This window comes from Martelella sp. FOR1707 (genome assembly GCF_053484265.1).
On the sequence record NZ_JBAKFP010000005.1, the window covers coordinates 338,266 to 362,735 of the forward strand.

The following is a 24,470-nucleotide window of genomic DNA, read 5'->3' on the forward strand; positions in this document are numbered from 1 at the left end:
GAAATACAGGAAGACGACAATGAAATTCACACTGTCCTGGTTGAAGGACCATCTTGAGACCGAGGCTTCGCTTGAGGAAATCTGCGATCGGCTGACGACGATCGGGCTTGAGGTTGAAGAGGTCGATGACAAGGCGGCCTACAGGCCATTTACCATTGCCCGCGTGACCGAGGCGAAGCAGCATCCGGATGCCGACAGGCTGCGGGTGCTCACCGTCGATGCCGGGCCGGCGGTCAATGGCGGCAAGCCGCTTCAGATCGTCTGCGGCGCGCCGAATGCGCGCACCGGGCTTGTCGGCGCGCTGGCGCTGCCGGGGACCTATGTGCCGGGCATCGATGTCACGCTGTCGGTCGGCAAGATCCGCGGCGTCGAGAGCCAGGGCATGATGTGCTCGGAAAAAGAGCTCGACATGTCGGACAACCACGACGGCATCATCGACCTGCCGGAGGATGCGCCGGTGGGCGCAAGCTTCGCCGAATATGCAGGGCTTGATGATCCGGTCATCGAGATCAACCTGACGCCGAACCGGCCGGATTGCACCAGCATCTATGGCATCGCCCGCGATCTTGCCGCCTCCGGCCTTGGCACGTTGAAGACGCGGCCAGCGCCTTCCTTCAAAACCGAAGGCGAGACCTCGGTTGACCTCACGCTCGATTTCGCCGCCGAAGACAAGCACCTCTGCCCCGGCTTCGCGCTGCGGCTGGTCCGCGGCGTGAAGAACGGGCCGAGCCCGAAATGGATGCAGCAGCGCCTGATCGCGATCGGCCTTCGCCCCATCAACGCGCTGGTCGACATCACCAATTACATGACCTTCGACCAGGGCCGGCCGATGCATGTCTTCGACGCGGCCAAGGTCAAGGGCGGGCTCGTGGTGCGCCGGGCGAAGGAAGGCGAAACGCTGCTGGCGCTCGATGAGCGCGACTATGAATTGAACCATGACAATGTCGTCATCGCCGACGACAACGGCGTCGAATCGATCGGCGGCATCATGGGCGGCGAGCATTCCGGCTGCGACGAGAACACCACCGATGTGCTGATCGAATCGGCGCTGTGGGACCCGATGAACATCGCCCGTTCGGGCCGTGATCTCGGCATCATCACCGATGCCCGCTATCGCTTCGAGCGCGGCGTCGATCCGGAATATATGGTGCCCGGGCTGGAGCGGACGACCGAACTGGTGCTGGAACTGTGCGGCGGCACGGCTGCGGAGAAGAAGGTCGAGGGCTATGACGGCTATGCGCCGAAGGTGATCGATTATCCGTTCTCCGAGGTGAAGCGCCTCACCGGGCTCGATGTCTCGCCGCGCGAAAGCAGCGATATTCTGACTCGCCTCGGCTTCACCGTCGATGGCGCGGGCGAGCGCGTGTTCGTCAAGGTGCCGTCATGGCGGCCGGATATCGAGGGCAAGGCCGATCTGGTGGAAGAGGTCATGCGCATCCATGGCGTCGACAACATCAGGCCGGAACCGCTGCCGGCGGCCGGCGCTGTCAACGAGAAGATCCTGACCACGCTGCAGATCCGCTCGCGCGCGGCCCGGCGCGAGCTTGCCGCGCGCGGCATGCTGGAGGCGGTCACCTGGTCCTTCATTCCGGAGGATCAGGCGAGGCTATTCGGCGGCGGCGCGCCGGCGCTGAAGCTGTCGAACCCGATTGCCGCCGATATGTCGGACATGCGTCCCTCGCTGCTGCCCGGCCTGCTAACGGCTGCCCGGCGCAATGCCGCGATCGGCCATGGCGATGTCGCCCTGTTCGAGGTCGCGGCAACCTACGAAAACGACAGGCCGGAAGGCCAGCGCCGGGTTGCCGGCGGCATCCGCCGCGGCACGGCAACGCTTTCCGGCTCCGGCCGGATGTGGTCGAACGGCGAGACCGGCGCGGGACGCGCCGTCGGCGTGTTCGACGCCAAGGCCGATGCGCTGGCCGTGATCGAGGCCTGCGGCGTGCCGATGGGCAATGTCCAGATCGTTGCCGGCGGGCCGGACTGGTATCACCCCGGCCGTTCCGGCACCATCAGGATGGGCCCGAAGATCGTGCTCGGCCATTTCGGCGAGTTTCACCCGAAGGCGCTGGAAGCGCTGGACGTTTCCGGCAAGCTGGCAGGTTTCGAGATCTTCATCGACGCCATGCCGGAGCCGAAGAAGAAGCCGACCCGCACCAAGCCGGCGCTGACGCTGTCGCCGTTCCAGACGGTGACACGCGACTTCGCCTTCGTGGTCGACCGCACGATCGAAGCAGGCGCAATCGAGCGCGCGGCGGCCGGCGCCGACCGCAAGCTGATCACTGGCGTCACCGTCTTCGATATCTTCGAGGGCGCCTCGCTCGGCGAGGGCAAGAAGTCGGTGGCGATCGAAGTCGCGATCCAGCCGGCCGAGTGCACGCTGACGGATGAGGATTTCGAGGCGCTGACGAAGAAGATCGTCGCCAATGTCGGTAAATCGACCGGCGGCGTGATCCGGGCGTAAACGGCCCCTTGCGGGAGGCAGGTGCGCGCATCTGTCTTCCGCCCGCGTCTTGCCGCATCGCCGTGGCGCACCTATAACCTTGGGAAACAACCCTGGAGAGACCGATGACCGAGGCTGCCGGCAAGACGACGATCGATGACGCACAGGTCGAGTGGTTCTCGAAGATGGCCGCCGAGTGGTGGAACCCGCATGGCAAGTTCAAGCCGCTGCACAAGTTCAACCCGGTGCGCATCAGCTATATCCGCGAAAAGGCCTGCGCCCATTTCGGCCGCGACGAGAAGCTGGCCCGCCCGCTGGAAGGGCTGCGCGTGCTCGATGTCGGCTGCGGCGGCGGGCTGCTGTCGGAGCCGATGGCGCGCATGGGCGCAAGCGTTGTCGGCATCGACCCCGCAGAAAAGAATATCGGCATCGCCAAGACCCATGCCGCCGAAAGCGGCGTGCCGGTGGACTACCGCGCCGTCACGGCGGAAAAGCTTGCCGAGGACGGCGAGAGCTTCGATATCGTGCTCAACATGGAAGTGGTCGAGCATGTCGCCGATGTCGATTTCTTCCTCACGACCTGCGCATCGCTGGTAAAGCCCGGCGGCATGATGTTCGTCGCCACCATCAACCGCACGCTGAAGGCCGGGGCGCTGGCGATCTTCGCCGCCGAGCGGGTGTTGCGCTGGCTGCCGCCCGGCACCCACCAGTATGAAAAGCTGGTACGGCCGGAGGAAATCGAGACGCCGCTGAAGACATCCGGCATGACGCCCGTGGAGCGCCAGGGCGTGTTCTACAGCCCGCTGACGGATAGCTGGAACCGCTCGAAGGATACCGACGTCAACTACATGGTGCTGGCGGTCAAGCCCGAGGCCTGAGCGCGCCGGACGGGTTTGCGCTGCTTCAGTTGAATACTTCGTTGGGATAGACGCCCCAGATATCCTTCTGGCGCATATAGCCGTTGACGCCCTTGACCGAGAGCTCGCACCAGGTGCCGTCGCACTCCTCGAGATGCACGATCACGCCGGGCTCCAGGCTCGCGACATCGCGGGCCGAATCATCCTTGCCGGCCTTCAGCGCCAGAAAATTCTCGCTGTCCGCATTGCCGTCGCGCAGCCAGGGCGCGATCATGGCGTTGCGCTGGGAGGACAGCACCGAGACATGCATCCAGCCCTCGGTGCCGTCGGCGTCGCGCACCTGGCGCCAGACGCTGTATTCCTCGGTGATCTCGACGGGAAGGCCGGGGCGCTTGTAGATCCATTTGGTGGCGTAGTTGAAGCCGGGGCCGACGCGCATGCGGGCGCGATCCGGCTTGATCATGGCAAAACGCGGCAGCGGCCCGCCCGAGGCGCCCTTGCGCTCGGTTTGCGCCATCGCCGGCTCCAGCATGGCGAAGACAAGCAATGTGCAGATTAGCAATCTTGCCAGACGACGCATATGACCTCTTCTAATACCGTTTCCCGGCCTGTTGTTGTTCTGTTCGCGCGGGTTTACGGCCACGCGCCTGCCCCTTCAATGAGGGATTTGCGTGTCCGAAGCGGTTTTCATCACGGGAAGAACCGCTTCAGGTGGAAAAGCGCCCTCATTATGTGCATTATCGCCCGACATGATTAATGAGCTGTTAACCGATGAATAACCCCAGAAAGCCCGTCGTCGTCGTCACCCGCAAGCTGCCCGCTTCGGTGGAGGCGCGGATGGGGGAACTGTTCAGCGTCGAGCTGAACCATGACGACCGGCCATTTTCGCGCGAGAAACTCGCCGAGGCCATGGCGCGGGCCGATGTGCTGGTGCCGACGCTGACCGACACGATCGATGCCGCGCTGATCGAGAAGGCCGGCCCGAATCTGAAGCTGATCGCGAGCTTTTCCAACGGCATCGACAATGTCGATGTCGATGCCGCCGCGCGCAAGGGCATCACCGTCACCAATACACCGAATGTGCTGACCGAGGACACCGCCGACATGACCATGGCGCTGGTGCTGGCGGTGCCGCGCAGGCTTGCCGAGGGGGCCAGGCTTCTGGCCGGCAGCGGATCGGAAAGCTGGCAGGGCTGGAGCCCGACTTGGATGCTCGGAAGGCGGATCTGGGGCAAGCGGCTCGGCATTGTCGGCATGGGGCGCATCGGCACGGCGGTCGCGCGCAGGGCAAAGGCCTTCGGCCTTTCGGTGAATTACCACAATCGCAACCGCGTCAATCCGGAGACCGAGGCGGAGCTGGAGGCGACCTATTGGGACAGCCTCGACCAGATGCTTGCGAGGGTCGATATCGTGTCGGTCAACTGCCCGTCGACGCCGGCCACCTATCACCTGATCTCGGCGCGCCGGCTGGCGCTGCTGAGACCGGAAGCCTACATCGTCAACACCGCGCGCGGCGACGTGATCGACGAGGCGGCGATGATCCGCTGCCTGGAAGAGGACCGCATCGCCGGCGCCGGCCTCGATGTGTTCGAGAACGAGCCGGCGATCAATCCACGGCTTCTGGAGCTTGCCAGAACCGGCAAGGCCGTGCTTTTGCCGCATATGGGCTCGGCCACGCTCGAAAGCCGGGTCGATATGGGCGACAAGGTGATCATCAATATCCGCACCTTCTTCGACGGCCATCGCCCGCCGAACCGGGTGCTGCCGGGCCGCATTTGATGCAGCTCAGCCTTTAACCTCCAGCCGCATGCCAGCCCTCAGATGGGGCAGCAATATCCGCATCGCCGCCGGCGCGATCGCCACGCATCCGGCGGTCGGCGAAAAGTCCTGGCGGGCGAGGTGGAAGAACACGGCGGAACCGCGATTGCGGGCGCGCGAGCCCATGTTCCAGTCCATCACGATCACGAGGTCGTAAACGCCGTCCTCGCGCCGCAGGCGTTCATGGCTTGCGCTGAAGGGCAGGCGAACCGGGCGGTTGTAGTTCGGAGAGACCGGCGCGTCGCACCAGCCGTCATCAGCCCTGGTCGCGCTGATCCGCAGCCCGGATTGCGGCCAGCATCGCCGATGCCTTGGGTCGCGGTAGCCGTAAAGCAGCGCCATGGCGGCGATCGGCGTCTTGCCGTCGCCCTCATGTTTCATGGCCGTCATGCCGTTCCGGCCGATTGCAGCTCGGAAGCGGAGCGGACCGTAGGCGAGGACGGCGCGGTGGGCGGGGCCCGGCGCGCGGCGCACCGCGATAACGCCCCGTGTTTTCGTCGCGGAACGGCTGGTTTTCTTCACTTTTTTTTGCTTTGTGCGTGAAATCATATAGTTTCATAGCATTACGCCGGGCCATGGCGTATCGCAATGGTCTTCGGGGATGCGAGGCAGAGGGCAGGTGCGGATGACAGAGCGGACGATACTTCTCGTCGACGACGATGCGGATTTGCGCGAGACGCTGGTGGAACAGCTCGAGCTCTACGACGAATTCATCCTCCGCTCCGCCGATTGCGCGGCCAAATCGCTGAAAATGCTGCGCGAGGAACAGATCGACCTTCTGATCATGGATGTCGGCCTGCCGGACATGGATGGCCGCGAGGCGGTGAAGCTCGCGCGCAAGAACGGCTACAAGGCGCCGATCATCATGCTGACCGGCCACGACACCGACAGTGACACCATTTTGGGGCTCGAGGCGGGCGCCAACGACTATGTCACCAAGCCGTTCCGCTTCGCCGTGCTTCTGGCGCGCATCCGCGCCCAGCTTCGCCAGCACGAGCAGAGCGAGGACGCGACCTTCAATGTCGGGCCCTATGTGTTCAAGCCGGGCCAGAAGCTGTTTCATACCGCAGACGGCCAGAAGATCAGGCTCACCGAAAAGGAAGCCTCGATCATCCGCTATCTTTACCGCGCCGGCCAGAAGGTGGTAACCCGCGACATGCTTCTGGAAGAGGTCTGGGGCTATAATTCCGGGGTCACGACGCACACGCTCGAAACCCATGTCTACCGCCTGCGCCAGAAGATCGAGGAAGACCCGTCGAACGCGCGGATCCTCGTGACGGAAAACGGCGGCTACAAACTGGTGCCCTGATACGGCTTTGCCGGTTAGGGGGAGGGGGACGAGATGGCACTGTCTGACGACATCGCGACGCTGCGCCGGGTGGAGCTTTTCTCCGGTTTTTCTGCCGATCAGTTGCGTCTCATCGCCTTTACCATTTCGCGGCTTTCGCTTGGCGAGGGCGAATTGCTGTTTGACGAGGATCAGGACAGCGCCGGCGCCTATATGCTCGAAAGCGGTCATCTCGATCTTCAGGCCGGCGGGCGCTCCGCCGGCATTGCAGGGCCGGGCAGTCTGCTGGCGGAGGCAGCACTCATCAGCCCCGTGCCGCATCGTTTCGCCGCCCGCGCCAGCGCGCCGTCGGAACTCCTGCTGATCCGCCGTGAGCAGTTCCTGCGCCTGATCGAGGAATATCCCGATATCGGCCGCGAAATGGAAAACCGCCTGCGCCAGAGCTTCGCCGACATGGTCGGCGCTCTGAATGCGGTGAAGACGCGGCTTTCTGACTTTTAGGCTTCGTTCCGAAGGCTTCTAAACCGCTTCCACGACCAGCTTCCCGCCGTCGCTGCCGGTGATGCGCACCGTGGCGCCGATGGGAGCGTCCGGGCCCTCCGCCGTCCATGTCGTGTCGTCGAGCCGGATGCGCCCCCTTCCGTTGACGATCGCCTCGCTGACGATCGCGGTGCGGCCGATCAGGCTTGCCGCGCGCTGGTTCAGCAGCGGCTGGTCGGAGGTCGTGTCCCGGCGCGAAAGCACCCGCCGGCCGACGAGGATGCTGACGAAGGCGAGCACTGCGAAGAGCACGAGCTGCAATTGCCATACCCAGAAGCCGAAACCCTGGAAGGGCAGCGACAACAGGCCGAGGATCAGGGCCGCGATGCCGACCCACATCAGGAACACGCCCGGCACGATCAACTCTGCCACCAGAAGCAGCAGGCCCACGATGAACCAGCCCCAAGGCCCGGATTCCGAAAAGAAGACGAGCAGCTCCATCGCCGTCAGCTTTCGTCGTTCGGGCGCGACCCGGAGACCGACGGGGTGGAACGCGTCGGCCGCGATGCCGTCGTCCCATCGCCATCGGAGCCGAAGACTTCCCTGGCGATCTGGCCGATGCCGCCGAGCGAGCCGATCAGCGATGACGCTTCCATCGGCATCAGCACCACCTTGGAATTCTTGGCGGTGCCGATCGAGGCCATCGCCTCGGTATATTTCTGCGCCACGAAGTAGTTGATCGCCGCGACATCGCCCTCGGCGATCGCGGTGGAGACGGAACGGGTGGCGTTGGCCTCGGCTTCGGCCAGCCGTTCGCGGGCCTCGGCCTCGCGATAGGCGGCCTCGCGCTCGCCCTCGGCCTCCAGAATGGCGGATTGCTTGGAGCCTTCGGCGCGGAGAATCTGGGCGGCGCGGTGACCCTCGGCGTCAAGGATCTGCGCGCGCTTCTCGCGCTCGGCCTTCATCTGCCGGCCCATGGCCTCGACTAGATCGGCCGGCGGCCGGATATCCTTGATCTCGATGCGCGTCACCTTCACGCCCCACGGCTCAACGGCGAGGTCGACGACGCGCAACAGGCGTTCATTGATGGAATCGCGGTTGGAGAGCAGCTCGTCGAGATCCATCGAACCCATGACCGAGCGGATATTGGTCATGGTCAGATTAAGGACCGCGAGCTGCAGATTGGCAACCTGATAGGCGGCGGAGGCCGGGTTGAGGATCTGGTAGAAGCAGACGGCGTCGGCCTGGACGCTGGCATTGTCGCGGGTGATGACCTCCTGTTCGGGCACATCCAGCACCTGTTCCATGATGCTGATGCGCTTGCCGATCCGGTCGATGAACGGGATGATCAGGTTGAGGCCCGGGGTCAGCGTGCGGGTGTAGCGGCCGAAGCGCTCCACGGTATAGCCATAGCCCTGCGGCACGGTCTTGATCCCGGCGAACAGCGTCAGAAGGATCAGCACCGCCAGAATGATGATCGTGATGGAAAATCCGGTCAGTGCTTCCATGTCATTTCCTCCTTCGGCCGGTTTCTCCGGCTCAGTTTACCCAGCCCGACAGCTCGCGGGCAACCACATGGTCGATCACCCGCATGCCCTCGTCGGAATCATTCAGGCAGGGGATATGGGTGAATTTCTCGCCGCCGTGCTCCATGAAGCTCTCGCGGGCCTGCTCGCCGATTTCCTCCAGCGTTTCCAGACAGTCGGAGACGAAGCCGGGATTCATTACCGCGATCCGCTTGATGCCCTTTTTCGGCAGTTCCTCGACCGTCTTGTCGGTATAGGGCTGCAGCCATTCCTCCGGCCCGAAGCGGGACTGGAAGGTGATCATCAGCCGCTCCTTGGAAAGTCCGAGCCGCTCGCGCAAGAGCCGCGCCGTCTTCTGACACTGGCAGTGATAGGGATCGCCCTTCTTGAAATAGGACTGCGGAATGCCGTGGAACGAGGTGATGATCAGCTCCGGCTCCCAGTCGAGCGTGGCGAGGTGGTTTTCGACCGATTTCGCCAGCGCGTCGATATAGACCGGGTCGTCGTGATAGGGCGGCACGGTGCGTAGCGCCGGCTGCCAGCGCATGTCGAGTAGCGCCTGGAACGCCTTGTCGTTGACGGTCGCCGTGGTCGATGCGGCATATTGCGGATAGAGCGGATAGATCAGGATGCGCTCGCAGCCGGCCGCCTTCAGCGCCTCGATGCGGGCGGGGATGGAGGGCTGGCCGTAGCGCATCGCCCAGTCGATCACGAGGTTCGGCGTATCCGCGTATTGCGCTGCAAGCTTTTCGGCCTGGCTGCGGGTATAGGTGCGCAGATAGCTCTCATCCAGCTCGTTGTTCCAGATCAGCTTGTAGGCCTCGCCGACCTTGGCCGGGCGACGGTTCAGCACGATGCCGTAGAGGATCGGATACCACAGCGCCCGCGGCCATTCGATCACGCGCTTGTCCTTCAGGAACTCCTCCAGATAGCGCCGCATCGAAGCCTTGTCGGTGCCGTCCGGCGTGCCGAGATTGACGAGCAGGACGCCGACCTTGCCGAAGGCGACGCTGGGGTGTTTGTCCGGCCATGCGGCATGCAATTCTGACATCGGCAGTCTTTCCATTGTTGTCGTTGTCGGGTGTCATATAACAACGCAAACAAGGCTTCGCCAGATTATACGGTGTCGCAGGCGGATCGGGGCTCTGCCGTCTGTTGCTGACATTGAAGAGGTGAGGGCCTGGCAGCAAACAATCTCCCCCCTTGAGGGGGAGATGTCGCGAAAGCGACAGAGAGGGGTATGGGCATAAGCCTCATATTCCGAATTTGCCGAGAGGGTTCACCCCTCTCTGCCCCTGTCGGGGCATCTCCCCCTCAAGGGGGGAGATTATGGGTTGAGACGCTTCTATTACTTAGCCACGTCGGTGATACGGCCGTCGGTGTAGGGCTCGTAGGGGCTGTTCATGCCGATATATTCGGCGACGGCATCTTCCAGGTTGGGGCCGAAATCATAGGCGTTCATGCCCTTTTCAGCGAACACGGCATAGCCGTCGCCGCCCCCGCGCACATAGTTGTTGGTGACGATGCCGTAAGTAGCGGTCTCGTCGATCGGCGTGAAGCCGCCATTGCCATCGGCAACTTCGACGGAGACCACGCGGCTGCCCGGTTCCTTGCTGGAATCATAGGTGTATTTCATTCCGGAGACCTGCGGATAGCGGCCGGCGCCGTCTTCGATCTCCGACAGGCCGTTTTCAAGCGCTGCAATCACATCGGCGCCCTTGAGCTGGAAGGTCGCGATCGTGTTCTGGAACGGCAGCACGGTCAGCACCTCGCCCATGGTCACCGTTCCCGCATCGATCGAGGCGCGCACGCCGCCGCCGTTCTGGATCGCGAGCGTGATGCCCTGATCGGCGACGCGGGCGAGCATGGCGTCGGCCACGAGATTGCCCATCGAGCACTCCTCGGCGCGGCAAACGGTGCGGTCGCCATTGACCTCGCTTGCGGTTTCGCCGACTTCCCGCTTCTTCAGCTCCTCAAGCGGGGCATCGAGTTCGGCGACCCGTGCCGCGAAGGCTTCGTCCGGCGTCACGGACGCATCCAGCAGGATCGGCGCGCCAGAGACGTCGATCACCTTGCCGTCATCATCGAAGGTGACGTTGAGATCGCCGAGATATTTGGAATAGGCATAGGCAGTGACGACCGGAACCTCTTCGCCCGACGGGTTCCTGACCATCGTCGGATAGGGGCCGGCGGCCTTGTCGTCGGTGCTGGAAAGCAGGGTGTGGCTGTGTCCGCCGACGATCACATCGATGCCGTCCACGGCGGCGGCGATCTCCTGATCGCGCTTGTAGCCGACATGGGACAGAAGGATGATCTTGTTGACACCCTGCGCCTCGAGTTCGGGAACGGCCTTCTGCAGATACTCGATCTCGTCTTCGAAGGTGATCTTGGGGCCGGGCGACGACGTCTCATCGGTATCGGTTGCCAGAACCGAGACGACCCCGACCTTCTCGCCGTCGAAATCGAAGATCTCATAACCCTCGAACTTGCCGTGAACGATGCTGTCCTCGGCCGCGATCGTGTTGCCCGAAAGGATCGGGAAATCGATGGCGTCGATGAAGGCAAGCAGTTCTTCCGGGCCATCATCGAATTCGTGATTGCCGATCGCCATGGCATCGAAGCCTATGTCATTCATGAATTCGGCGATCGGGGCGCCCTTGTACTGGGTGTAGAACAGCGAGCCCTGAAACTGGTCGCCGGCATCGAGAACCAGCAGGTTTTCGCCTTCATTGTCGGCGCGCTTCTGGTCGATCGCGGTCTTCACCCTGGCAATGCCGCCAAAGCATTCGCCGGCGGCATCGTCTTCGGCCGAGCAGGTCGAATCATATTTGTTGATCGATTCGATACGGGAATGGAGGTCGTTGATATGCAGGATTTCGAGGTCGAAATCGGCAAGGGCGCTGCCGGCTGAAAGGGTCAGCGCGGATGCCGCGAAGAGGGCGGCTTTCGAAAGGGAATGCATGGCAGACTCCTGAAAAGAATGAAATCGCGGCACTTGCCGCCCGGCACTTAACTTTACACGGGAATGTGACGACGTTTTAAACCGCCGCGTCAAGTGCCGATTTCAGGAGCGGCCACAAAAGCGGGCCGCCAAACCGCGCTGTCAGAAACTACCGCCGGTCTGCGCGCCGGAGAAATTCACCGAGGGCGTGGCGGCGGGCATCGATGTCGGCGGCGTCATGGTGTTGCCCGGCATCGTCTGGGAGGGTTGAGCGCTCGCCACCTGCTGGGAAAGGTCGGGCAGGGTGAAGCCCACGGGGGCCATGCTCGGCTTGTAGAGCGAGAATTTCGCGCCCTGGCTCGGCGTGCAGTTCATCAGATAGGGGGCCACCAGCGCGCAGTTGACCCTGGACTGGGTCCGGCGCAGCACCGAGGTCAGCTCGATTTCGATCAGATTGCCGGTCTCGGTATAGGTGCCGACGGCAAGCGTGGTGTTGCTGTCGGCCGAAAGCGTCTCGAATCGGCCGCCGGCAAAGCGCGATATGATCCCGTCCTTGTCGCGCCATTCGCCGTCAACGGCGGAAACGGGCGCCTGGGGCGCTGTCGGCGTAGAAGGAAGGCGGCTGGACTGCGGCGTGGTGGTGCAGGAGGCGGCAAGCACTGTGCAGCAGACGAGGGTCAGGATCGGGATCGTTTTCACGGGCGCGCTCTTTCGCAATCGGTTCAAACACAAGAAAGGCTTATCTGGCTTCAAAAATCAACTGCAGGAGGGGCCGGTTGGTTCCATGTCGGCTGCATCGCTTTTTCACCGTTGCATGGAAGGCTCACTGTCGGCTTTTGTGCCGCGCCTCGGCGTCGGCCCGGCGGGCGAGGCTTTCTTCGGGCCATTCCTCGCTCATCTCGTAATAGGCATCGAATGCCCGCGCCCCCGCCGGCAATGGCAGCCAAGGCAGTTTCGAGCGCGTGTAGATGTGGACATCGGGCTCGAAGTGGTCGGCCTCGTCCAGGGCCATGATCCGCACGAATTTCAGCCAGCCGCGTCCGCCATAGTCGCTTAAGAGCGGGGCCCCGCAATCGGCGCAGGCCGAAAGGACATGCGCCCGTCCGCTGGTGGTGGGAAGGCGGTGTTCGGCCGGCGTGCCGCTTGCGATTTCGATAGCATCCCCTTCAATGAGCCCGTTTATGGCAAACGGTCCGCCGGTCTGGCGCTGGCAATCCCGGCAGTGGCAGGCGTGGATGAACATCGGGCGCCTGTTCATCTTGAAACGTATGGCGCCGCAAAAACAGCCGCCCTCGAAAACTGCGTCGGACATTCACCGCTTCCCCATCTTGCCTCGGCGCAGCAAAGCATGGCGCCGGGCTGCGGGCAACTTGTCTTGCCTCGGCGTCGGAGGTTTTCTATGTTTTGAGCCTTGGCGGGCAATGAGGCGCTATCTATTTCCTCCGCACCTGTTCTAATCAGGACATTCGCGAAAAGGAGGCGGCGCATGGCGGAAAAGCCGAGAATCAGAATTGTCTATTGCAGCATGTGCAACTGGCTGATGCGTTCGGCATGGATCGCGCAGGAACTGCTTTCGACCTTCTCGCTCGAAATCGGCGCGGTCACGCTCGAGCCGCGCACCGGGGGCATTTTCGAGATCTGGGTCGATGATGAACTGATCTGGGAGCGCAAGCGCGATGGCGGCTTTCCCGGCCCCAAGGAGCTCAAGCAGAAGGTCCGCGACATCATCGATCCCGATCGCGATCTCGGCCATGTCGATCGCGCGGGCGAGCCCGGAAAGCAGGACTGAGGCGGCAGACGACAGGTCCGGTCGAGGCGAACAGCTTTTTTGTCGCGAAAACGTCAAATACCCGTTGACTAATGCCGCCACGCCTCTTAAACGAGCCGTCATTGCCCAGATGGCGGAATTGGTAGACGCGCCAGCTTCAGGTGCTGGTACTCGCAAGGGTGTGGAGGTTCGAGTCCTCTTCTGGGCACCAATTCATCTCGATATCCTGATTTTGTTTTGCCCCGCTATTCTCGCGGGAACCGGACGGCTGTTGTTACGCCCGGACGTCATTGATGCCGTATAAGTCGTGCGCTTTGACAGAATTTCCCGGTTCGGTTGTAGTCTACCTTCGGGATTTGAAATAAAACGCCCCAATAGTAACAATTTATACAATCATTAGTATTGCCTGTATCAGGGTTTTCAATTATTCATCTATCGAAATATACAGCTATTGTGCAACAGGGCGCGCCTCAGAAAATATAAAAGGGAGGTGAAGGAATGCATGATATTAGTGCGGAAAATCAGGAGCGCGCTGGTCGCTGGTTGATTGAAGAATCAAAGAAAACGAGAATGTTAAGGTCCATAGAAACGTCTTTGGATCTTGCCATCAAGCTGGGTTACAGCGCTGCCGCGGTTCGTATGTATGGAGCACTCGAGCTTATACATAATGAAAAGGACCTCGGAGAAGAATAGTGATCGCGTATAACGCGTCGTCGAGTAAAGATCCGGCGGCGCGTTCTTGTTGATAGGCTCTAGAGCAATTCCAGGTGAAGTGGACACCGGTTCACCGTCCGGAATTGCGTGACAACAAAGAGATAGAGCCATTTCGCGTTTCCGTGAAACGCGGGATGGCTCTAACGTCTTTCCGCCAGCCATTCCTGCGCACCGCCAATGTCCATCGGTCTGCCGAACAGGTAGCCCTGGCCCAGATCGACCTTGAGGCGGAGCAGGGTTGCGTATTCCTCTTCGGTTTCCACGCCTTCGGCGATGGTGAGCGCGCCGGTCTGGCGGGCGAAGTCGACCATACCCAGCACAAGCGCCTGTTTGGCGAGGTTGGAATTGATGTCGCGCACCAGTTCGATGTCGAGCTTGAGGATATCCGGCCGCATGCGCAAAAGCGCGATCAGGCCGGAGAACCCGGCGCCGACATCATCGGCGGCGGTGCGTATGCCTCGCCGACGCAGACCTTCGAGCGCGGTGGCGAGTTCGTTGAAATCCTCCGCCACGTCGTGTTCGGTGATCTCCAGCACAAGCCGCTCGGGCGGCATATGGCCGATCGCTTGTAGCAGCGCGCCGCTGGCGATGGTCTGCGGGGAGGCGTTGAAGCCGATCGCCATTTCCTGCGGGATGTCGCCGAGCAATGCCAGGGCCTTTTCAATGGCTGCGATCTCGAGCTCGACCTGTCGGCCCACCTGTTGGGCCTCCTCGAACCAGATATTGGGGGGCCTGCCGTCGGCAAATCGCGACAGGGCCTCGAACTTGATCGGCCGCAGGGTTTCAAGATCCACCACCGGCTGCAGTACGATCCTGAAGCCGTTCTCAAAGAGTGCGCCATCGAGCCGCGCGTGAATGTCGGCCGTGTCCGCGCGGCGACGCAGGCCGTCATTGATCTGCCTGGCAGCAAGTCCGGCGAAGGTTTCCATAACCGCCAGGTCGCGTTCCCCTAGGTCCGGATGCGGCGTGGTGCGCAGACAGCAAAACATGCCGTATACCTCGCCATTGTCGCGATAGACCGGCAGGCTCATATGCGCGCCGATCGGCACGTTCTGCGTGATCGGCATGGCAACCGCAAGCGGGTGCTCGCTGGTATCGGCCATCAGGTTCGGCAACAGGCCGTCGAGAATGTGCTGGCAGTAGACCGCCGACAGCGGCATCACCGTTCCGGGGCCGACGAGCGCCTCGAAACCCGGGGCGCTGACGGCGCGGAAAACCGACTGGCCGTCGACGATCTCGGAAAGATAGGCGACCTCCATGTCGAAATGCGTACGCACCGTCTCCAGAATGATGTCGACGGCGTCTCTGGGCTGCTCTATCGGTTCCAGCGTCAGGTTGAGAGGTAGGCGACCCATCTTTTTAGCGTCCGCTGTTTCGTGCTTGTTTGCATGCTACAGCGGTTCTTGTGTCTCCGTCCAGTTTCAACGTTGGTCTTACGCAGTAGAACGACCGCTTCGGTGTTGAATTTCTTGCCTTTTATCAAGTCTGGACCCTGAAATGGTCGCCTTCGAGCTTCACCGCGTGGCCGCTCATGGCAGATTGCTGGGCGGCGTGGCCCATGGCAACGGCCCACCAGCCATCCTCGAGGCTCACCTCCACCGGTCGCGAACCGGCGATCGCGGCGACAAAACTCTGGTGCTGGTAGAAGGTCGAACCGTTGTGATCGCCCGCCATCAAGAGCGTTGGATCAACCGGGATCACCGTTTCGCGCGGGCCCTTGGGGTTGCGCGGAGAATAGACCATGCGGGCCTCCGGCGGCGCGCCGAGGTTGGCCGGCCAGAAGCGGGTCGGGCCCGGCACGTGGCATTCGATCTTGCCTTCGGGGCCGATCGCCGAAATTTCTTCCTGATAGCGCGACCCCTCGGCGAACATGCAAAGCTCCAGCGCCGCGCGGGCTCCCGAGGCGAAGTCAACGATGACATAGGCGTGGTCCCAGACATCCGGCCGCTCATGGCCGTCGATCACCTCGTCGCGATGGTTGAAGGCCTGGCCGCCGCTGGCCATGATCCGCACGGGGTCGCTTTTCATCACCAGCCGCATCAGGTCGAAGAAATGGCAGCATTTCTCCACCAGCGTGCCGCCGGAATAGCGGTTGAACCGGTTCCAGTTGCCGACCTTGGTCAAAAACGGAAAGCGGTGTTCGCGTATGCTCAGCATCCGCACGCCGCCGGTCACGCTGTCCGCCTCGGCCAAAAGTCGCGCGATCGGCGGCATGTAGCGGTATTCCATCGCCACCCAGACCGGCGCGGGATAATTTGCCTTGAAAGCGGTTACCCGGGCGGTATCGCCGGGATCAGTGAAAAGCGGCTTTTCCACCATCAGCGGCAGCGGCCGCGTGCGAGCGATCGCCTCCATCTGCGACAGATGCAGGTGGTTGGGGCTGGCGATCAACAGGCAGGTGATCGCCTCCACCGCAAGCAGTTCGGCGAGGCTGTGGCAAAGCTTCGCCTGCGGGGCGAGGGCTGCCGCCTTTTCGCGCATCTCCGGTTCGGGCTCGAAGATCGCGCCGATTTCTGCGTCAGGCAGAAGCGCAATATTGCGCAGATGCTCCTGTCCCATCATGCCGCAGCCGATAATGCCGTAGATTGCCTTCACCTCAGCCCCTCCTATTTGAGCCGCGCGACATAGCGCACCACCGCCGGGTCGAACCATGTGTATGAAAATTCCGCCTTCTCGCCGTCCCGGTCGAAGGAGATGCGTTGCACCTCGGGCACCGGCGCGCCGGCGGCAAGGCCGAAATCATCCGGCGTCCAGTCCGGCACGGATCCAAGCCCGATCCGGTCCTCTGCCCGCGTGATCCAGAGACCGAGCTTCGTGCGATAGTGGAGATAGAGGCTTTCGGAGAGATCGGTCATGGTGAGCATCTCGGCATAGGCGGCATCGAGCCAGATTTCCTCAAGTGCTGCGAATTTCTTGCCGACGAAGCGGCGGCGGCGGATGCGGTGGGCCCTGGCCGAGGAGCCGAACGCCGGCAAATCCACCGGCTTGTCCATAAGGTCCACGGAGAGCGGCCGCGCCGTCGGCAGACCGCCGCCTTCGATCAGCTCCAGCCGGAACATGGTGTAGACGCTCGCGGGATCGGCGATCGCGCGTACGTAATTGCCAGAGCCCTGGCGGCGCTCCAGCAGCCCGCGCGCCTCCAGTTCGGTGAGCGCCTTGCGCAGCGTCCCGACCGCGACATTCAGCTCGGCGGCAAGCTTGCGTTCGGGCGCGAGTTTCTCGCCGTCGACCAGCCGACCGGCCGCCAGATCGCGCACGATCAGTTCCACGATCTGCAGATAGACCGGAAGGCTGCCATCATTGCGGGATTTCATCGTCACCTCAAAATTGATACACTATTGATTTACTCGAAATTTGATGATACGCAAGCAAAAAATTGGGAGAAACGCATGACCGTCGTGCCCGTCACATCCGCCGATCTGAACGCTGCCGAAGTTTCGTGGTTTTCCGCGCTGTGTTCGGATGACTACGCCTATCTCGGCGTGCCGGATGGCAGCCTGCGTTCGTCCTTCGAACACTGTTCCGACATCGTGAAGAGGGCGGAAGGCCACGGCTTCCGCAATATCCTGTGCCCCTCATCCTATCAGGTGGGGCAGGACACGCTGAGTTTCGTGGCGGGCTGCGCGCCGATTACGGAAAAGATCAATTTCCTGGCGGCGATCCGCTGCGGCGAGATGCAGCCGATCATGCTGGCGCGCACGGTCGCCACCCTCGATCACATGCTGAAGGGCCGGCTGACGCTGAACGTGATCTCCTCCAACTTTCCGGGCGAGGAGGCCGACAGTGCCTATCGCTACCGCCGCAGCCATGAGGTGGTGGAGATCCTGCGCCAGGCCTGGACCCGTGACGAGATCAATTTCGACGGCGAGATCTATCAGTTCCACAAGGTCACGACCGAGCCCGCGCGTCCCTACCAGCAAAATGGCGGGCCGCTGCTCTATTTCGGCGGCTATTCGCCGGATGCGCTGGAGCTTTGCGGCGCGCAATGCGACGTCTATCTGATGTGGCCGGAGACGAAGGACCAACTCGCCGAGCGGATGAAGGCGGTTCATGAGCGCGCCGCCGCCCATGGCCGCACGCTCGATTACGGTCTGCGCGTCCATGTCATCGTGCGCGATACCGAGAAGGAAGCGCGCGAATATGCCGATCATCTGGTCTCGAAGCTCGATGATGAATATGGACGGCTGATCCGCGACCGCGCCCATGACGCCGCCTCGCTCGGCGTCTCGCATCAGGCTCGCGCGCGCGAACTCGCCGACCAGTTCGGTTATGTCGAGCCCGGTCTCTGGACCGGCATTGGTCGCGCCCGCTCTGGCTGCGGCGCGGCGCTGGTCGGCTCCACCGATCAGGTTCTCTCCAAGCTTGCCGAATATCGCGACATGGGCATTCGCGCCTTCATACTCTCCGGCTATCCGCATCTCGACGAGGCCGATCATTTCGGCACGAAAGTTCTGCCCGCGCTTGAGACCTGCTCGCTGCCGCATGTATATGGCCGGGTACCAGAAACCACACCGGCAACGCCGCTCGGCGTTGGAGAGAGGCATTGATGCAGCGGGTCGATATCGCGAAGGATTTGAGTTTCAGCCGTCTGGTCTACGGCATGTGGCGGATCGCCGAGGGCGATGCCACGCCGAAGACCGTTCAGGCCAAGGTGGAGGCCTGCCTGGCGCAGGGCATCACCACCATGGACAATGCCGATGTCTATGGCGGCTATACAGCGGAAGCCGTGCTCGGGGCAGCGCTGAAGGGGTCTCCCGGCCTGCGCGACAGGATCGAGATCGTCACCAAATGCGGCATCGTGGCGCCGATGGGCCGGCATGCCGGTGCGCGAGTGAAGCATTACGACACCTCGGCAAGCCATATCCGCGCCTCGGTCGAGGCATCGCTCACGGATATGGCGACGGATCATGTCGACCTGCTGCTGATTCACCGTCCCGATCCGATGATCGATCCGGAGGAGACCGGCCGTGTGCTGGACGATCTGGTGGCCGAGGGCAAGATCCTTGCCGCCGGCGTTTCCAATTTCCGCCCGCATGATTTCACCCTGCTGCAGGCCAATATGGAAACCTGGCTCGCCACCAACCAGATCGAACTGGGCCTGCTGGCGACCGAGCCCTTCACCAATGGCGACCTCGCCTTTCTGCAGGAGCGCACGCTGCCGGTGATGGCATGGTCGCCGCTTGGCGGCGGTCGCCTGTTCTCTGAAGCCGGTAAGCCGTTGCTTTCCGCGCTGGAGGCGAACGGCCAGAGCTTCGGCGTCGATGCATCTGCCGTCGCCATCGCGTGGCTGCTGGCGCATCCGGCCAATATTCTGCCGGTGCTCGGCACCAACAATCTCGATCGGATTGCCACGATTGCCGACGCCGAAAAGGTCGAACTCGACCGTCAGGACTGGTTCGCCCTGTTCGAGACCGCGCGCGGATACGAGGTTCCATAGCGCATTTCGCGGTTACGCCGGACGTCCGCGAAAATGCGGCAAGAAATGGAGAATGACGCTGCACCAGATGGCGATTGCAAAAGACAATGTGTTCGTGCCCGACCCAACCGACAACCGCCGCTATCGCCATGCGCTGGGCGCGTTTTCCACCGGCGTCACCGTGGTCACGCTGCAGGGCGATGCCGGGCCGCAGGGTATGACGGTCAACAGCTTCGCCTCGGTCTCGCTCGATCCGCCGCTGGTGCTGTGGTCGCCGGCCAAGTCTTCGCGCCGCCACGACCTGTTCGCCGGCGCCCGCCATTTCGCCATCCATGTGCTGAAGGCCGACCAGCACGACCTTTCCGCCCGCTTCACCCGCGGCGGAGCGGCGTTTGAAGGCCTCGACCATCACCTGAACGAAGAAGGCGTGCCGGTGCTTGCGGGAACGCTGGCCCGGTTCGAATGCGTCCGCGCCGATGCCCATGACGCCGGCGATCACACCATCGTGGTCGGTCGGGTGTTGCGCGCCGCTCACGGCGAGGGCGAGCCGCTGATCTTCTCACGCGGCGCCTTCGGCCGGTTTGCCCATCACCGCTGAAATGCCGCCGGCCCGCCGGTTCAGCTTTCGGAAAGCCAGGGCGCTTCGGGCGTCCAGAAGATGATATCGACGCCAAGGTAATTCTCGGCGAAATCAACGAATTCTGCCCTGGTATAGGGCTTGCCGGTCTTCTCGTTTTTGTATTTCAGCGTCGGCTCCTGAATGGCCATGGCGACCACCGGCAGCCGGTCGCGATAACCGTGGAAGAACGGATAGGCGTTCTTCATCTGACCCTTCCGATATGGCGCGATGTCGGGACCGCCAAGGCCGATGCCCTCCGCCGCCGCCATCTCGAACAGCCGCTCCATATAGCCGTGGTCGTTATTCCATTCGCACGGCCAGAAATTCACATACTGCACCACGTCGCTCTCGGTGAAAACGGATCGGGCGTGGCGCAGATTGTCGAGCTCGGCATCGACATAGGCATCGCAGGAAAAACCGGTTGTATCGGCCTTCATGTCGATATCGATCGCGGTTTCGGGGAGGTTGATGCCGGCAATGCGGCCGTTGAATTCCTCGGCGAGCGCCGTCAGCAATGACTGGAAGCGCGTCCGCAGCGCGTCGTTCCACTGGATCGCGGCCCAGCCTTGCTGCAGGGGCAACTCCTCGCCATTTCCGTCCATCTGGGCCACGAGGCCGCCGTCATAGACCGGATCGGTCAGGATATAGTCGGGCAGGCGACGGGCTTCGTTGGAGAAGAAACGGTCCTGGATCTGGATGAAGAATTGCTTGCCCAGCGCCTCGGTGCGGGCGAGGTCTGTCTCGATCGCCGAGAAGTCATACACGCCTTCGCCGGGCTCGAGTTGCCGCCAGCTGTAGATCTGCTGGAACCCTTCAATATCGGGCCGCTGCAACAGGCGCGTCAGCGTCGCCTCATCGGCATCGCCCGAATAGATGAAATTCGCGGGCTCGGCCGCAGCGGAGGAGGCGACCAGACATGTCGCCGCCAGTAGAAATTTAAATGTCATCGCTTGCCCCCGACTGCCTTGGTCCGTCACGCGGAGTATAGCGCCGAATGTGAAGCCCGGACGACGGGGAAGGGTCGAGAGGAAAAGATGGTTACCGGCCCGTTAATCTCGCTCGCCAAGTGCTCGAAAGCGTTTGGATTCTTTCCGAGGACAACCCGGTCAGCGCCCGGCAATCAGTCCCGGCAGGACGCGCGAGACGGTGCGTTCGATAACGTCGACCAGCACCATGGTCTGGTGGTCGACCTCGATGTTCAGAAGGTCGCCGGGCCTGTAGCGGGAAAATGTGGTCTGGCGCAGCGTTTCCGGGATCAGGTTGATGGTGAACAGGTTGTCCTCGACCTCCGCCACCGTCAGGCTGCAGCCGTTGACGGCCAGATAACCGCGCGGGAAGATATATTTCGCCCATTCTTCCGGCACGCGGAAACGGATGAAGGCCCTTTCCACCGCGGTGCTGATTGCTTCCACGGTGGCGGTTGTCGCCACATGGCCGGCGATCACGTGGCCGCCATTCTCATCCGTCATCTTGGCCGAGCGCTCCAGATTGACGCCGTCGCCTGCGGCAAGCGTGCCGAGATTGGTGCGCTCCAGCGTGGCGTTCATGGCATCGAAGGTGACATGATGGCCGTCAATGCCCGTGACCGAGAGGCAGACGCCTTCGATGTTGACGCTGGCGCCGAGCTTCAGCCCTTCCAGCAGTTCATCGGTGAATTCGATGGTGAAGGTCTTGCCGCCGGGATAGGCGGTGATATCGGAAAGCGGCCGGACGGCCTGGACGATGCCGGTATACATAATGGCTCTCCCGCCACGCGGGGGCCGCGCGACTTTCATGAAATCCTGGGTCAGGCGGCAATATGAGCGGGCGTTCGGCCGAAAACAAGAGCGCTACGGGCGACAGAGCGTCTAAGCCTTCGGCGGCAGCGAGAAAGCGTTTTCGACGGCGATCGACAGCCATTCTGCAAAATGCGCATCGCTGAGATCGTCGGCATCGACGAAATAGAAGCCGGACATCTTGCGTCCGCCATGCACCATCGGCTCGGACTGGCCGAGCTTGGCTGCGGCATCGGCGTTTTCCTTGCCGATGCGGAACAGGTAACGCCCCTCGCCATTCCTTCGGCTGGCGGCGGCCACCATATGGCCGTTCACCAGAAAGCAGAGCCCGCCGAACATCTTTTTCTCGCTCACCCCTTCGAGGCCTTCGAGACGGTCGCGCACACGGGCCGCCAGTTCCTCGTCAATGGCCATCGCTGCTCCCGTTCAGATAGGCCTTGAAGGCATCGCCGTAATCGGGATGCCAGCGCGACAGCGGCGGGCGGTTCTCGACGATATCGCCGATCGCCCACATCATCCGCTTTTCGTCCGTGGCGCGGTCGACCTCGCCATCCGGGCACAGGATGTAGAAATCGCCGTTTTCCAGGCTTTTCAGCATGAACTCGACCGTCTGTTTCGGCGTCCAGGCGCCCTTGGGCTTTTCGTCGCGGCCATTGGCGGTCAGCGGCGTGAACACGAAGCCGGGGATCAAGAGATGCGCCTCGAGCTTGCAGCCCTCGATATTGCGCAATTCATGCTGCAGCGCCTCGGTAAACGCCTTCACCCCGGCTTTTGCAACATTATAGGCCGGGTTGCCGGGCGGCGTGGTGATGCCCTGCTTGGAGCCGGTGTTGATGATCACCGCCGGCTCGCCATGGGCGCGCATTTCCGGCGCGAAGATGCGGGTGCCGTTGATCACGCCCGTAAGATTGACGCCGATGATCCGGTCCCACGGCATCTGCTTGCCGAAAATGCCGGTGCCGGGCTGGATGCCGGCATTGTTCATCAGCACATGGATATTGCCAAAGGCGCGGTTGGCGGCGCGCTCAAGCTCCTCCAGTTCCGACAGATCGGAAACGTCGGTGGCGTGGGCTTCCGCCTTCACGCCCTTCTTCTCGGCAAGCTCTGCCAACTCGTTTCCGGCCCGCTTCAGCCGCTCGCCCTTCAGGTCGGCGATCATCACATTCATGCCGAGGTCGATAAAGGCCTTGGCGGCGGCAAGGCCGATGCCGGATGCGCCGCCGGTAATGACAGCGGAATTGCCCGCTTTGAGTGCCGGATGCTCAGTCATGTGATGCCTCCCATCAATCTTTTTCATTCGACCATCAGCGGCAAAACAGGCACGATTTCCTCATCCCAAGGCCGTTTTCGCCGAAACGATCCGCCCACGTCGAGAACCGGGCGCACTCTAACGACTGTTTTCACAAAGACAGCCGCTGTCAATGCGCAAAATCCGCCTCGGTGGCCCGTGGGGCGGCGGTTTTCCTTGCGTGTCCCGGCAAAGCCGCTAAAACGTCACCCTAATTATTCCGGCTCGCGCGAGCCCAATGCGAATGGACTGAACAAATGGCAACGCATAAAGACGTCAAGAAGGTCGTGCTCGCCTATTCCGGCGGACTCGACACCTCGATCATCCTGAAATGGCTCCAGACCGAGCTCGGCGCTGAAGTCGTCACCTTCACCGCCGATCTCGGCCAGGGCGAGGAGCTGGAACCGGCGCGCCTGAAGGCCGAACAGGCGGGCGTGAAGGAAATCTTCATCGAGGATGTGCGCGAGGAATTCGTGCGCGATTTCGTGTTCCCGATGTTCCGCGCCAATGCCGTTTATGAGGGCGTCTACCTGCTCGGCACCTCGATCGCCCGGCCGCTGATCTCCAAGCACCTTATCGAGATCGCCGAGAAGACCGGCGCCGATGCGATCGCTCACGGCGCTACCGGCAAGGGCAATGACCAGGTTCGCTTCGAAATGTCGGCCTATGCGCTGAACCCGGATATCAAGATCATCGCGCCGTGGCGCGACTGGTCGTTCAAGAGCCGGACCGATCTTCTGGAATTCGCCGAAAGCCACCAGATTCAGATCGCCAAGAACAAGCGCGGCGAAGCGCCGTTCTCGGTCGACGCCAACCTGCTGCACTCCTCCTCCGAAGGCCGCGTGCTGGAAGACCCGGCGGTCGAAGCCCCGGAATATGTCCATATGCGCACCGTCTCTCCGGAAGCAGCGCCCGACAAGGCGACGATCATCAAGGTCGGTTTCGAAAAGGGCGACGCGGTCTCGATCAATGGCGAGCGCCTGAGCCCGGCGACGATCTTGGCAAAGCTTAACGATTACGGCCGCGACAACGGCATCGGCCGGCTTGATCTCGTCGAAAACCGCTTCGTCGGCATGAAGTCGCGCGGCGTCTACGAGACCCCCGGCGGCACCATTCTTCTGGCAGCGCATCGCGCCATTGAATCCATCACGCTCGACCGGGGCGCGGCGCACCTCAAGGACGAGCTGATGCCGAAATATGCCGAGCTGATCTATTACGGCTTCTGGTTCTCGCCGGAACGGGCGATGCTGCAGGCCGCGATCGACAAGAGCCAGGAGCATGTCGAGGGCGAGGTGACGCTGAAGCTCTACAAGGGCAATGTCATGGTCATCGGCCGCGAGAGCGACAAATCGCTCTACTCCGAAGCCCTCGTCACCTTCGAGGACGATCACGGCGCCTACGACCAGAAGGACGCCGCCGGCTTCATCAAGCTCAATTCGCTGCGCCTGCGCACGCTCGCCAAGCGCGACCGGATGTGAGCAATCTTGCAAGACGAGGCGGCGACCCAGTTGCCTCGTCGACCTCGCCTCCGGGGACCTCA

26 protein-coding genes and 1 tRNA gene are annotated in these 24,470 nt (G+C 62.4%); 12 read left to right on the forward strand and 15 right to left on the reverse strand.

The window, feature by feature from the left end:
- Window positions 1–19: 19 nt before the first annotated feature.
- Both pheT and ubiG read left to right on the forward strand, forming a co-directional pair.
- Window positions 20–2,461 (forward strand): phenylalanine--tRNA ligase subunit beta, encoded by a 2,442-nt coding sequence (gene pheT / locus V6765_RS15870; RefSeq protein WP_448430460.1) that lies wholly within the window; start codon window positions 20–22, stop codon window positions 2,459–2,461.
- 104 nt (window positions 2,462–2,565) lie between these two features.
- Window positions 2,566–3,318, forward strand: a complete 753-nt coding sequence (ubiG, locus tag V6765_RS15875; RefSeq protein WP_448430462.1) for a bifunctional 2-polyprenyl-6-hydroxyphenol methylase/3-demethylubiquinol 3-O-methyltransferase UbiG — start codon at window positions 2,566–2,568, stop codon at window positions 3,316–3,318.
- 25 nt (window positions 3,319–3,343) lie between these two features.
- Here the strand turns inward: ubiG and V6765_RS15880 are convergent, their stop codons facing one another.
- Window positions 3,344–3,877 (reverse strand): SH3 domain-containing protein, encoded by a 534-nt coding sequence (locus tag V6765_RS15880; protein WP_448430464.1) that lies wholly within the window; start codon window positions 3,875–3,877, stop codon window positions 3,344–3,346.
- 191 nt (window positions 3,878–4,068) lie between these two features.
- Between V6765_RS15880 and V6765_RS15885 the strand changes: the two genes are divergently transcribed.
- A complete protein-coding gene (locus tag V6765_RS15885; RefSeq protein ID WP_448430466.1) occupies window positions 4,069–5,076 on the forward strand; it encodes a 2-hydroxyacid dehydrogenase in 1,008 nt (335 codons plus the stop codon).
- 6 nt (window positions 5,077–5,082) lie between these two features.
- Here the strand turns inward: V6765_RS15885 and V6765_RS15890 are convergent, their stop codons facing one another.
- A complete protein-coding gene (locus V6765_RS15890; protein ID WP_448430468.1) occupies window positions 5,083–5,664 on the reverse strand; it encodes a L,D-transpeptidase family protein in 582 nt (193 codons plus the stop codon).
- Window positions 5,665–5,740: 76 nt separating this feature from the next.
- On the opposite strand from V6765_RS15890, the gene V6765_RS15895 reads away from it, so the two are divergent.
- Complete coding sequence (locus V6765_RS15895) at window positions 5,741–6,424, forward strand: response regulator transcription factor (protein WP_448430470.1); 684 nt, start codon at window positions 5,741–5,743, stop codon at window positions 6,422–6,424.
- 33 nt (window positions 6,425–6,457) lie between these two features.
- Entirely contained in the window at window positions 6,458–6,904 is a 447-nt protein-coding gene (locus V6765_RS15900; RefSeq protein WP_448430472.1) for a Crp/Fnr family transcriptional regulator, read from the forward strand.
- Between the two features lie 18 nt (window positions 6,905–6,922).
- Here the strand turns inward: V6765_RS15900 and V6765_RS15905 are convergent, their stop codons facing one another.
- The 6 genes from V6765_RS15905 to V6765_RS15930 form a co-directional block, all read right to left on the reverse strand.
- A complete protein-coding gene (locus tag V6765_RS15905) occupies window positions 6,923–7,384 on the reverse strand; it encodes an NfeD family protein (RefSeq protein WP_448430474.1) in 462 nt (153 codons plus the stop codon).
- Between the two features lie 5 nt (window positions 7,385–7,389).
- The gene (locus tag V6765_RS15910) at window positions 7,390–8,391 is read right to left on the reverse strand and encodes an SPFH domain-containing protein (protein WP_448430476.1); all 1,002 of its coding nucleotides are present in this window, start codon (window positions 8,389–8,391) and stop codon (window positions 7,390–7,392) included.
- Between the two features lie 31 nt (window positions 8,392–8,422).
- Window positions 8,423–9,460 (reverse strand): ferrochelatase, encoded by a 1,038-nt coding sequence (gene hemH / locus V6765_RS15915; protein ID WP_448430478.1) that lies wholly within the window; start codon window positions 9,458–9,460, stop codon window positions 8,423–8,425.
- A gap of 297 nt (window positions 9,461–9,757) precedes the next feature.
- On the reverse strand, window positions 9,758–11,371 hold the full coding sequence (locus V6765_RS15920; protein WP_448430480.1) for a bifunctional metallophosphatase/5'-nucleotidase: 1,614 nt from the start codon (window positions 11,369–11,371) through the stop codon (window positions 9,758–9,760).
- 141 nt (window positions 11,372–11,512) lie between these two features.
- On the reverse strand, window positions 11,513–12,049 hold the full coding sequence (locus V6765_RS15925) for a hypothetical protein (RefSeq protein ID WP_448430482.1): 537 nt from the start codon (window positions 12,047–12,049) through the stop codon (window positions 11,513–11,515).
- Window positions 12,050–12,173: 124 nt separating this feature from the next.
- On the reverse strand, window positions 12,174–12,662 hold the full coding sequence (locus V6765_RS15930) for a GFA family protein (protein ID WP_448430484.1): 489 nt from the start codon (window positions 12,660–12,662) through the stop codon (window positions 12,174–12,176).
- Window positions 12,663–12,836: 174 nt separating this feature from the next.
- Here V6765_RS15930 and V6765_RS15935 point away from each other — a divergent pair, with 174 nt between their 5' ends.
- The 3 genes from V6765_RS15935 to V6765_RS15945 all read left to right on the forward strand — a co-directional run bounded on the left by V6765_RS15935 (window position 12,837) and on the right by V6765_RS15945 (window position 13,811).
- A complete protein-coding gene (locus V6765_RS15935; RefSeq protein WP_448430486.1) occupies window positions 12,837–13,139 on the forward strand; it encodes a SelT/SelW/SelH family protein in 303 nt (100 codons plus the stop codon).
- Between the two features lie 103 nt (window positions 13,140–13,242).
- Window positions 13,243–13,329: transfer RNA gene (locus V6765_RS15940), tRNA-Leu, on the forward strand.
- 287 nt (window positions 13,330–13,616) lie between these two features.
- Window positions 13,617–13,811 carry a hypothetical protein gene (locus tag V6765_RS15945; protein WP_448430488.1) on the forward strand — a complete coding sequence of 65 codons (195 nt, stop codon included), beginning with the start codon at window positions 13,617–13,619 and terminating at the stop codon, window positions 13,809–13,811.
- A gap of 161 nt (window positions 13,812–13,972) precedes the next feature.
- On the opposite strand, the gene V6765_RS15950 is transcribed toward V6765_RS15945, so the two are convergent.
- The 3 genes from V6765_RS15950 to V6765_RS15960 form a co-directional block, all read right to left on the reverse strand.
- Window positions 13,973–15,187 (reverse strand): sensor domain-containing phosphodiesterase, encoded by a 1,215-nt coding sequence (locus V6765_RS15950; RefSeq protein ID WP_448430490.1) that lies wholly within the window; start codon window positions 15,185–15,187, stop codon window positions 13,973–13,975.
- A 124-nt stretch (window positions 15,188–15,311) separates the two neighbouring features.
- Window positions 15,312–16,427: a Gfo/Idh/MocA family protein gene (locus V6765_RS15955; RefSeq protein ID WP_448430492.1), complete on the reverse strand. Its 1,116-nt coding sequence runs from the start codon at window positions 16,425–16,427 to the stop codon at window positions 15,312–15,314.
- 11 nt (window positions 16,428–16,438) lie between these two features.
- Window positions 16,439–17,146 carry a GntR family transcriptional regulator gene (locus V6765_RS15960; protein WP_448430494.1) on the reverse strand — a complete coding sequence of 236 codons (708 nt, stop codon included), beginning with the start codon at window positions 17,144–17,146 and terminating at the stop codon, window positions 16,439–16,441.
- A gap of 75 nt (window positions 17,147–17,221) precedes the next feature.
- Between V6765_RS15960 and V6765_RS15965 the strand changes: the two genes are divergently transcribed.
- The 3 genes from V6765_RS15965 to V6765_RS15975 are packed head-to-tail and all read left to right on the forward strand — an operon-like array spanning window position 17,222 to window position 19,846.
- Window positions 17,222–18,379, forward strand: a complete 1,158-nt coding sequence (locus V6765_RS15965; protein ID WP_448430496.1) for an LLM class flavin-dependent oxidoreductase — start codon at window positions 17,222–17,224, stop codon at window positions 18,377–18,379.
- Window positions 18,379–19,269, forward strand: a complete 891-nt coding sequence (locus V6765_RS15970; protein WP_448430498.1) for an aldo/keto reductase — start codon at window positions 18,379–18,381, stop codon at window positions 19,267–19,269. Before V6765_RS15965 ends, V6765_RS15970 begins: the two co-directional genes overlap by 1 nt.
- A 52-nt stretch (window positions 19,270–19,321) precedes the next feature.
- Window positions 19,322–19,846 (forward strand): flavin reductase family protein, encoded by a 525-nt coding sequence (locus V6765_RS15975; protein WP_448430500.1) that lies wholly within the window; start codon window positions 19,322–19,324, stop codon window positions 19,844–19,846.
- A 20-nt stretch (window positions 19,847–19,866) separates the two neighbouring features.
- Here the strand turns inward: V6765_RS15975 and V6765_RS15980 are convergent, their stop codons facing one another.
- From V6765_RS15980 to V6765_RS15995, 4 genes are all read right to left on the reverse strand, one after another.
- Entirely contained in the window at window positions 19,867–20,814 is a 948-nt protein-coding gene (locus V6765_RS15980) for a hypothetical protein (RefSeq protein ID WP_448430502.1), read from the reverse strand.
- A gap of 159 nt (window positions 20,815–20,973) precedes the next feature.
- The gene (locus V6765_RS15985) at window positions 20,974–21,603 is read right to left on the reverse strand and encodes a riboflavin synthase subunit alpha (RefSeq protein ID WP_448430504.1); all 630 of its coding nucleotides are present in this window, start codon (window positions 21,601–21,603) and stop codon (window positions 20,974–20,976) included.
- A 111-nt stretch (window positions 21,604–21,714) separates the two neighbouring features.
- Window positions 21,715–22,056 (reverse strand): TfoX/Sxy family protein, encoded by a 342-nt coding sequence (locus tag V6765_RS15990; RefSeq protein ID WP_448430506.1) that lies wholly within the window; start codon window positions 22,054–22,056, stop codon window positions 21,715–21,717.
- Entirely contained in the window at window positions 22,046–22,912 is an 867-nt protein-coding gene (locus V6765_RS15995) for an SDR family NAD(P)-dependent oxidoreductase (RefSeq protein WP_448430508.1), read from the reverse strand. The genes V6765_RS15990 and V6765_RS15995 overlap by 11 nt, the downstream gene beginning before the upstream one ends.
- Window positions 22,913–23,187: 275 nt before the next feature.
- Between V6765_RS15995 and V6765_RS16000 the strand changes: the two genes are divergently transcribed.
- Window positions 23,188–24,408, forward strand: coding sequence for an argininosuccinate synthase (locus V6765_RS16000; RefSeq protein WP_448430510.1), 1,221 nt, complete (start codon window positions 23,188–23,190; stop codon window positions 24,406–24,408).
- Window positions 24,409–24,470: the final 62 nt, after the last annotated feature.

What these genes read in the sequence shown, in the direction of transcription:
- V6765_RS15980 (WP_448430502.1), bottom strand. Translation starts at nt 20,814, where the DNA reads ATGACATTTAAATTTCTACTGGCGGCGACATGTCTGGTCGCCTCCTCC.
- V6765_RS15950 (WP_448430490.1), bottom strand. Translation starts at nt 15,187, where the DNA reads ATGGGTCGCCTACCTCTCAACCTGACGCTGGAACCGATAGAGCAGCCC.
- V6765_RS15910 (WP_448430476.1), bottom strand. Translation starts at nt 8,391, where the DNA reads ATGGAAGCACTGACCGGATTTTCCATCACGATCATCATTCTGGCGGTG.
- V6765_RS15995 (WP_448430508.1), bottom strand. Translation starts at nt 22,912, where the DNA reads ATGACTGAGCATCCGGCACTCAAAGCGGGCAATTCCGCTGTCATTACC.
- V6765_RS15990 (WP_448430506.1), bottom strand. Translation starts at nt 22,056, where the DNA reads ATGGCCATTGACGAGGAACTGGCGGCCCGTGTGCGCGACCGTCTCGAA.
- V6765_RS15975 (WP_448430500.1), top strand. Translation starts at nt 19,322, where the DNA reads ATGACGCTGCACCAGATGGCGATTGCAAAAGACAATGTGTTCGTGCCC.
- V6765_RS16000 (WP_448430510.1), top strand. Translation starts at nt 23,188, where the DNA reads ATGGCAACGCATAAAGACGTCAAGAAGGTCGTGCTCGCCTATTCCGGC.
- V6765_RS15885 (WP_448430466.1), top strand. Translation starts at nt 4,069, where the DNA reads ATGAATAACCCCAGAAAGCCCGTCGTCGTCGTCACCCGCAAGCTGCCC.
- V6765_RS15905 (WP_448430474.1), bottom strand. Translation starts at nt 7,384, where the DNA reads ATGGAGCTGCTCGTCTTCTTTTCGGAATCCGGGCCTTGGGGCTGGTTC.
- V6765_RS15895 (WP_448430470.1), top strand. Translation starts at nt 5,741, where the DNA reads ATGACAGAGCGGACGATACTTCTCGTCGACGACGATGCGGATTTGCGC.
- V6765_RS15935 (WP_448430486.1), top strand. Translation starts at nt 12,837, where the DNA reads ATGGCGGAAAAGCCGAGAATCAGAATTGTCTATTGCAGCATGTGCAAC.
- V6765_RS15960 (WP_448430494.1), bottom strand. Translation starts at nt 17,146, where the DNA reads ATGAAATCCCGCAATGATGGCAGCCTTCCGGTCTATCTGCAGATCGTG.
- V6765_RS15970 (WP_448430498.1), top strand. Translation starts at nt 18,379, where the DNA reads ATGCAGCGGGTCGATATCGCGAAGGATTTGAGTTTCAGCCGTCTGGTC.
- ubiG (WP_448430462.1), top strand. Translation starts at nt 2,566, where the DNA reads ATGACCGAGGCTGCCGGCAAGACGACGATCGATGACGCACAGGTCGAG.
- hemH (WP_448430478.1), bottom strand. Translation starts at nt 9,460, where the DNA reads ATGTCAGAATTGCATGCCGCATGGCCGGACAAACACCCCAGCGTCGCC.
- V6765_RS15945 (WP_448430488.1), top strand. Translation starts at nt 13,617, where the DNA reads ATGCATGATATTAGTGCGGAAAATCAGGAGCGCGCTGGTCGCTGGTTG.
- V6765_RS15890 (WP_448430468.1), bottom strand. Translation starts at nt 5,664, where the DNA reads ATGATTTCACGCACAAAGCAAAAAAAAGTGAAGAAAACCAGCCGTTCC.
- V6765_RS15985 (WP_448430504.1), bottom strand. Translation starts at nt 21,603, where the DNA reads ATGTATACCGGCATCGTCCAGGCCGTCCGGCCGCTTTCCGATATCACC.
- V6765_RS15900 (WP_448430472.1), top strand. Translation starts at nt 6,458, where the DNA reads ATGGCACTGTCTGACGACATCGCGACGCTGCGCCGGGTGGAGCTTTTC.
- V6765_RS15965 (WP_448430496.1), top strand. Translation starts at nt 17,222, where the DNA reads ATGACCGTCGTGCCCGTCACATCCGCCGATCTGAACGCTGCCGAAGTT.
- V6765_RS15920 (WP_448430480.1), bottom strand. Translation starts at nt 11,371, where the DNA reads ATGCATTCCCTTTCGAAAGCCGCCCTCTTCGCGGCATCCGCGCTGACC.
- V6765_RS15880 (WP_448430464.1), bottom strand. Translation starts at nt 3,877, where the DNA reads ATGCGTCGTCTGGCAAGATTGCTAATCTGCACATTGCTTGTCTTCGCC.
- V6765_RS15930 (WP_448430484.1), bottom strand. Translation starts at nt 12,662, where the DNA reads ATGTCCGACGCAGTTTTCGAGGGCGGCTGTTTTTGCGGCGCCATACGT.
- pheT (WP_448430460.1), top strand. Translation starts at nt 20, where the DNA reads ATGAAATTCACACTGTCCTGGTTGAAGGACCATCTTGAGACCGAGGCT.